Origin of the sequence: Solidesulfovibrio sp. C21 (assembly GCF_047785625.1) — a bacterium.
In the GTDB taxonomy this organism is placed as follows: domain Bacteria; phylum Desulfobacterota; class Desulfovibrionia; order Desulfovibrionales; family Desulfovibrionaceae; genus Solidesulfovibrio.
This window is the reverse complement of the sequence record NZ_JBLODY010000126.1, coordinates 1-7,002: the sequence shown is the minus strand read 5'-3', so window position 1 is coordinate 7,002 and position 7,002 is coordinate 1. Positions and strand designations below refer to the sequence as shown.

The 7,002-nt window shown below is 69.2% G+C and carries 5 protein-coding genes; 1 reads left to right on the top strand and 4 read right to left on the bottom strand.

Annotation, left to right across the window (positions count from 1 at the left end; all coding sequences use genetic code 11):
• Positions 1-185: 185 nt before the first annotated feature.
• Genes ACMZ6R_RS19765 through ACMZ6R_RS19755 form a run of 3 tightly spaced genes read right to left on the bottom strand, consistent with a single transcriptional unit; the run spans position 186 to position 3,800 of the window.
• On the bottom strand, positions 186-902 hold the full coding sequence (locus ACMZ6R_RS19765) for a glycosyltransferase family 2 protein (RefSeq protein WP_416114671.1): 717 nt from the start codon (positions 900-902) through the stop codon (positions 186-188).
• A 13-nt stretch (positions 903-915) separates the two neighbouring features.
• A complete protein-coding gene (locus ACMZ6R_RS19760; RefSeq protein ID WP_416114670.1) occupies positions 916-2,085 on the bottom strand; it encodes a class II aldolase/adducin family protein in 1,170 nt (389 codons plus the stop codon).
• Entirely contained in the window at positions 2,073-3,800 is a 1,728-nt protein-coding gene (locus ACMZ6R_RS19755) for an aldehyde ferredoxin oxidoreductase C-terminal domain-containing protein (protein ID WP_416114669.1), read from the bottom strand. The genes ACMZ6R_RS19760 and ACMZ6R_RS19755 overlap by 13 nt, the downstream gene beginning before the upstream one ends.
• Positions 3,801-3,942: 142 nt before the next feature.
• On the opposite strand from ACMZ6R_RS19755, the gene ACMZ6R_RS19750 reads away from it, so the two are divergent.
• Entirely contained in the window at positions 3,943-4,749 is an 807-nt protein-coding gene (locus ACMZ6R_RS19750; protein WP_416114668.1) for a hypothetical protein, read from the top strand.
• A gap of 54 nt (positions 4,750-4,803) precedes the next feature.
• Here the strand turns inward: ACMZ6R_RS19750 and ACMZ6R_RS19745 are convergent, their stop codons facing one another.
• Positions 4,804-6,921 carry a molybdopterin-containing oxidoreductase family protein gene (locus ACMZ6R_RS19745; protein WP_416114667.1) on the bottom strand — a complete coding sequence of 706 codons (2,118 nt, stop codon included), beginning with the start codon at positions 6,919-6,921 and terminating at the stop codon, positions 4,804-4,806.
• Positions 6,922-7,002 lie beyond the last annotated feature (81 nt).

The window sequence follows — 7,002 nt, the reverse complement described above, 5'->3', positions numbered from 1 at the left end:
GTCGGAGACGAGCTTGTCGCGAAGCGACATGCACCGTCCCGGCAAATGCCGCCGCCATCTTCACACAACCGCTTTCCCGCCAGCCAACCCCGCCCCCGCCAAGCCAAAGCACACCGGACGGGGGGTCCGGGGGGCGCGCTCGCCTCCCGGTGGGGTCCGGGGCAGAGCCCCCCCCGGCCAGCCCGCTACCCGCGATAGAGCAGCCCGAAGCGTATGATCCACCAGACGGCGGCGAGTCCGTCGCGCCAACCGATTTTTTTGCCTTCCTCGTAGGTGCGGCCGTAGTAGGAGACGGGCACTTCGTAGATGCGGGCCCGAAGCTTGGCCACCTTGGCGGTGAGTTCCGGCTCGACGCCGAAGCGATCGCTTTGGATGTGGATTTGTTGGAGGATTTCCCGGCGAAAAACCTTGTAGCAGACTTCCATGTCCGAGAGGTTGATATCGTTTAACATATTGGAGAAAAGCGTCAGCAACCTGTTGGCCACGGAGTGCCAGAAATAAAGCACGCGGTGGGGGCCGCCGAGGAAGCGGGAGCCGAAGACGACGTCGGCCTTGCCGGAAAAGATGGGGTCGAGCAGGACGGGGTAGTCTTCGGGGTCGTACTCGAGGTCCGCGTCCTGGATGAGCACCACGTCGCCGGCGGCTGCGGCGAAACCGGTGCGCAGGGCGGCCGCCTTGCCCTGGTTTTTTTCGTGGAACAGCACGCGGACACGGTCCGTGCCGTCGAGCCCTTGCAGGTACTGGCGGCTGCCGTCGGTGGAAGCGTCGTCCACAAGGACCACTTCCCAGGTTTCCGGCCGGGCCAGCACCTTGGCCAGCACGACGGGGAGGGTCTCCATCTCGTTATAGACCGGGATGACGATGCTGACGGTCAGAGGGGAAGAGTTGTGCGGCTCGTGCATGGATGGCTCCGTATCAGGCTTTGTAGCGCGCAAGCGTTTCGAAATAGCGGGCGCGGCAGGATGTTTCGATGGCGCACAGGGCAACGAGGGCTTCGTTGAAGTCGTCGCGGCCCATGGTGAAGACGCCGTGGCCGAGGACGACCACGCCGCGCCGGCCGACAAGCGCCGGGGGCATGGTGTGGACGAGGCCCCGGGGGCCGCAGCCGACCTCGCCCGGCACGATGGGAATGTCGTCCAGGAAGCGGGATTTGTTGCAGGCGACGTGGCAGGCGTCACGGTTTCGGCACTGGGGTTCGTCGCAGTCCATGGACATGATGACGGCGAATTTGGGGTGACCGTGCAAAATGGCCTTGCGGCCGTCTTTTTCGGCCAGGGCGGCATGGGCCGAGAGTTCGCTCGAGGCGGTGAGCCCGGCGCAGGACGAGCCGTCGAGCGGGCACAGGTCGATGGCCCCTTCGAGGGCGTCCAGGGCGCTGCCGGTCTGGCTGATGGCCAGCGTGCCGCGCAGGTTGTAGGAGATGTTGCCGAAGACCGAATCGACCAGCCCCAGGTCCACGGTGGCGCGTCCGGCCTGGGCCATGGCGGCCAGGGCGGCCTCGCGGTCGGCGAACGGGCCGGGCATAAGCGGCGGCACGCGTTCGGGCGGCGGCGGCAGATGGGCCACGGCCGTCTCGAAGGCGGCCTGGGCCTGCGGATCGGACCTGCCGGCGCGACGGGCGGTGAGATAATCGGAAAAAAACTTCACGAACCCGGCAAAGGCCACCGAGGACACGGTGATAAAGGCCTGTTCGGGCGACAGCGCGCCATGAGCCAGGATGCCGTGGCCGGGCAGGTAGGCCCCCTTGCGCCGGGACAGGGCCGTAGCGACCAGCGCCGCGTCCGGGCGTTCGATGACCGGGATGTCGTGGAAGAAGGTGCGCGTCTCGCAGTCGCGGGGGCGGATGGCCGGGGCCTCGCGGGCGGCCAGGAACTCCAGGATGGCGCGGTAGGGCTCGGCCGGGGGCACGAGCATGAGGCAGGCCGCGCCGAGGCGGGTGGCGGCTGCGGCCAGCATCGCGTTTTGCGGGGCGTCGTCGCGGGAAAAGGTCACGGCGTCGTCGCAGCAGACAATGGCCGCTGCGCCGGGCGCGCACAGGCCGGCCCGGGCCAGCCGGTCGGCGAAAAGGCTTGTCAGCGCGTCCATGGCGCTTCCCTGGGAGCCGCCAGCGGCAGCCCCTCGGCGGACAGACCGCACAAGCGGTAATATTTCGCCCGGGCGGCCAGAAAGGCGGCGCGATCGAGCGGCGGCACATCAATGCCGTCCCCGCCCGAGCCGGGTTCGGCGAAAAAGCGCCGCGGCAGGTCGCCATCAGCGGCGGTCAGACCGCACCGGGCGTTTTGGGCGTGCTCCCGGGCCACGACCGCCTGCCCCAGAGCGGCCAGATCGCCGGCCGCGACCGGTTCGCCCGTGACAGCGGCCAGGGCCAACGCCCATTCCTCCAGGCCTATGGCCAAACCCAGCCAGGGACAGCCGGCCAGACAGGCGACGGCGGCCACGGCGGCCTCGCCCAGAAAAACGGCCCGGGCCTTGCCTTCGAAGGTGAAGCGGTCCGTGGCCACGGGCTTGCGCAAAAGCTCATGGGCCAGACAGCCGGCCCGCCAGGGATCGGGACCGGAAGCGCCGACAGCCAGGGACAGGGCCAGGCCGCAGGCCCCGCGCGGATCGAAGGCCGGCAGCTCCACGCCCTTGACCCGCAGGGCCGGCGCGGCAACGAGCGCCCGGCCGGCCGCGTCCATGGCCGCAAGCGAAGCGAGCCCCCGGCGCACGCGCCCGGGCGCCGGCGCCTCCCCGGTCCGTTCGGCCTCGGCGGCCAGGACCACCGCGCAGCCCGCCGCGTCGAGGCCCTGCTCCAGGCAGTATTGCCGGGCGAAAACCGCCAAATCCGGGTCGGCCAGCCCGAGCAGGGCCGTAAAATGGGACAGCGCGTCCACATCGGGCAAAAGCCTTCCCGTAGCGTCCACCCGGCGGCAACCGACCGGACAGCCCGGGCAGGTTTCGCCGTGTCCCTGGAAAAGCGTCTCCAGGCACGGCGCGTTGACGGCCGGGGATTCGGGGAAAAAGGTGCGCCGGAAATTGTCTGTCGGCTGCATGCGCCGCCCGGCGGTCAGATCGACCAGGGCGGCGGTGCCGAACCGGCCGAAGCCGCACGGTCCGGCCAGCGCCGGGGCGGCGGCAATGAGACGTTCCATGGCGGCCCGGGCCGCGTCCAGACCGGCCGCGTCTGCCGGGCGGACCTCGGCCGTGCCCGCGACGGCCAGAAAGACGAGGTTTTTCGCGGCCAGGGCCAGCCCCGCGCCCGTGCCGCCGGCGTCGTGCCAGCGATCAGCCGCGACCGTGGCCAGGGGCGAGCCGGAAAGCGCCGCCGGGCCGGTCACCGCCGCCGCGTCGTATTCCCCAAGCAGGCTGTCGAAAATTTCCGTGGTGGTCCGGCCGGCCAAGCCGGCGGCGTCGACGAAGCCGACGGCGTCGTCACGGATGGCCAGCCCCACCGGACGGGCCGATCTGCCCGTAAGGACCACGCCGGCAAGACGCGCCCGGGCCAGGGCATGTCCCAGGGAGCCGCCAAGGGTGGCGACGGCCGCCCCGCCGGTGCGCGGCGAGAAAAAGGCCAGGGAAACGTGTCCGGCCCCGGGCAGATCGAACCCGGCCAGCCGGCCCGGCGCGAAACAGACGGCGGCCCCGGGCGCGCCCCAGACCGGGCGCGGCGCATTGTCCGCAAACGCTGTGGCCAGACTGGACGCAAGAAGCAGCCCGGCCAGCCCCCGGCCGCCCCGGGCGCAGCCAAGGGCGGGCGCGTCGCAAGGAACGCGGCGCGACGTCGCGGCGGTCAGGTCGATATGGAGGATTTCCGGGTGCAACGGGGGTCGCCTGCTCTTCGTTGATGCGCGATCTTGTGGGGATGGACCTACCAGAAGGGGTTGCACGAGGCAATCGCGGGCCTAAAGCCCGGCGGGAAACGTCCGATAGGCTTCATACGAATTGCATTGCCGAGGAACGTCCATGCGGATTACGGCCCTCACTCCCCAGCAGACCGGCCTTTCCAGTCTGCTCCCCCAGACCAGCCAGGCGGACGCCCGGGGGCTCAAACTCGGCCGCTATTCCGAACAGGCCGAGACCACGCCGGTCTTGGCCGCCAAGTCCAGCGGCACGACCTCGGATACCTTTGCCGCCGAAATCCTGCGCCGGCTTAAGGACGCCCAAGCCGCCAGCAACGCCGGGTCGCTCATCGACAGCGGCGCGGCCGGGGACCTGCAAACGTCGCTGTCGGACGCCATCGACGCCATCCGGGAAAAGCACGGCGACGCGGCGGCCACGGCGGTCATGGGCATCATCGTCAAGGGCGTGGGCGACGGCTCGGGCGGCGAGGACGCCGTGGGCAACGCGCTTGTCTCCTCGCTCAAGTTCATCGACCGCAATTTCGGCATCGCCGCCGGCGACGCGGCCATCGCCAACTTCAACGGCGCGCTCAACGACGCGGTCAACGGCTATTTCCAAAACGGCCACAACGAACTTTTCTACGCCTCGGACGGCACCGGGACCACGGATACGATCCAGTCCACCCTGGCCTCGGCCATCGACGACGTGTCCAAGCGGTTCGGCGACGCCACGGCCAACGCCGTCTCGGACATCCTGACCGCGAGCCTCGAAGCGACCGGCGCGGACCGCAAGGGCCTCGGCACGGCCCTGTCCGCCGCCGACGCCTACCTGCAAGACCAGTACGACGACGACGCCGGCATCGATCCGGACGTCCTGCCCGGAGTCCAGGACTCCCTGGCCAAGGGCTCGGTTTTGGATCTGGCCGTCTAGTCCCCTGCGGGGACCCGCCCCTTCGGCCGCAGGTCCCCGCAAGGAAAGGGCGCGTCACGGCTCCTTTTCCACGGCGCAGAGCAGTCCACGCAACTGGTACGAGCCGAAGGCCGGATCATAGGGCGGGCCGTCGTTGGTCAGCACGTTGGCGTTGGACTCAAAAGCCCCGAAATCGAACCCGCCGCGCTCGGGAAACCACCAGCCGTGATCGACGCTGACCACCCCTTCCCGGATGTCGGCCGTAACCCGCGCCCGCATGCGGATGGCCCCGCGCGGGCTTTTGACGATGATCCAGTCGCCGTCGACGATGCCGAAGCGGGCAGCCGTGGCCGGCCCGAGTTCGGCCAGGGGATCGGGACGCCTCTTGCGAAGCCCGGCCACCTGCCGGCCGTCGCTGTGAAAAAATTCCAGCCGCCGCGCCCCGGTGGTCAGAACCAGCGGGAATTCGCGCGCCACCTCCGGCGCGGACACCGGACTTTCCGGCGGTTCGGCAAAAGACGGCAACGGATCGTAGCCCAGCCGGGCGAGCGCCTTGCAAAAAAACTCCACCTTGCGGCTCGGCGTGCGAAAGCCCTTTGCCGCAAACCGCCGATAGGCGGGTTCGGCCATGACCATGAACCGATCGGCCAGCTCGTCGAAGGTCAGGCCGATGGGCCGCAGGCGCTGGTCGAGAATGTCGGGGAGTGTCTCATCGGCCCCGGGAAGTCCCAGACGCCGGGCCAGGTCGCTTAAAATCAGCTCGTTTTGCCGACACTCGCCCACCTGCGCCAGCTTGCGCTGGGCAAAGACCGCCTGCGGGGCCACCAGCGGCAGCTCGATAATCTGGTCGATCTCGGGCCAATAGGCCGAAGGCAGCACGTAATCGGCCAACGCGGCGGTCGGGGTCATGAAATGATCGGCCACGACGAGCAGGTCCAGGGCGCGAAGCGATTCGAGTACGCCCAGGCTGTTGGCCACGGTGGCCAGGGGATTGTTGCCGAAAACGAGCAGCGCCCGCACCCGGTAGGGCTCACCCGTGCGCATGGCCCCGAAAAGCCCGGGGATGTGCGCCGCCGGCATGAACGCCCGAAAGCCGCCCAGAAGCTTGAACCGGTCGGCCCCGATGCGCTTGGCCAGGGCGTCCGGCGGCAGAGCCTGCCGCATGACCGGATAGGCGGCCACCAGGTCGTGGCCGAAGACGTCCCCGCCCGGGATGTCCAGATTGCCGGTCAACCCGCGCAGGATGGCCACGGCCCGCACGGTTTGCAGACTGTTGGGGTTCTGCTCCAACGATACGCCCCACTCGAGGATGGACGGCTTGTCCAGGGCGTAGCGCCGGGCGGCCTCGAGGAGCGAGACGGCCGGCACGCCGGTCACCTCCTCGGCCCACTCGGGCGTGGCCTGCCCCACCCGCTCCCGCAGCGCCTCGAACCCGGAACCGTAGGCCTCCACGAACTCCCGGTCGTACCAGCCCTCTTCGATGATGGCCCGGATCATGGCCAGAGCCAGCGCCGCATCGGTGCCGGGCCGAATCGGCAGCCACAGGCCGCAACGCTTCGCCGTTTCGCTGCGCCTGGGGTCGACGGCGATGCCGTAGGCCCCGGCGGCCAGGGCCTTTTTGATCGGAAAGGCCAGCTCGCCGTCCGGCCCGGAGACCAGCGGATTGTGGCCCCAGAATAAAATGGTGCGCGGCGGGACGTCGCCGTAATAGTCCCCGGCCACGAAACCGCCGTAGGTCAGGTTGCAGGCCGTGATGCGTGGGATGAAGCAGTTGGCCAGCCCCGGCTCGTACCAGTTGGGCGTGCCGAAGGTGTTGGCGAAACGGATGACGTGGAAATAATGGTGCCGGCCGGTGCCCTGGCCCAAGGCCACGGACTCGGGGCCGGATTCCCGGCGAAACGTATCCAGGCGGGCGGCGATGTCGGCCAGGGCCTCGTCCCAGGAAACGCGGACGAATTTCCCCGAACCCCGCTCCCCCACGCGCCTAAGCGGATGGCGCAGCCGGTCCGGGTGGTACATCGCCTCGGGCGTGGACAGGCCCTTGACGCACATGCGGCCGCAATTAAACGGCGACCCCGACCAGGGCCGCACCCGCGTCACCCGTCCGCCGGCAACCGTCACCCGGGTCGCGCAACCGCCGTGACAAACACGGCAGACACTCCGGAATTCGCCGTCAGGACAAGCGAAGGGCATAGGGAAAGAAAAGGAGCTGGGGGGAAACTTTTCTGAAGAAAAGTTTCCCCCCAGCTCCTTTTCTTTCCCTATGCCCTTCGC

Bases quoted from the DNA above. Each gene is read 5' to 3' on its own strand.
- ACMZ6R_RS19745 (WP_416114667.1), bottom strand. From the start codon at position 6,921: ATGCCCTTCGCTTGTCCTGACGGCGAATTCCGGAGTGTCTGCCGTGTT.
- ACMZ6R_RS19750 (WP_416114668.1), top strand. From the start codon at position 3,943: ATGCGGATTACGGCCCTCACTCCCCAGCAGACCGGCCTTTCCAGTCTG.
- ACMZ6R_RS19765 (WP_416114671.1), bottom strand. From the start codon at position 902: ATGCACGAGCCGCACAACTCTTCCCCTCTGACCGTCAGCATCGTCATC.
- ACMZ6R_RS19760 (WP_416114670.1), bottom strand. From the start codon at position 2,085: ATGGACGCGCTGACAAGCCTTTTCGCCGACCGGCTGGCCCGGGCCGGC.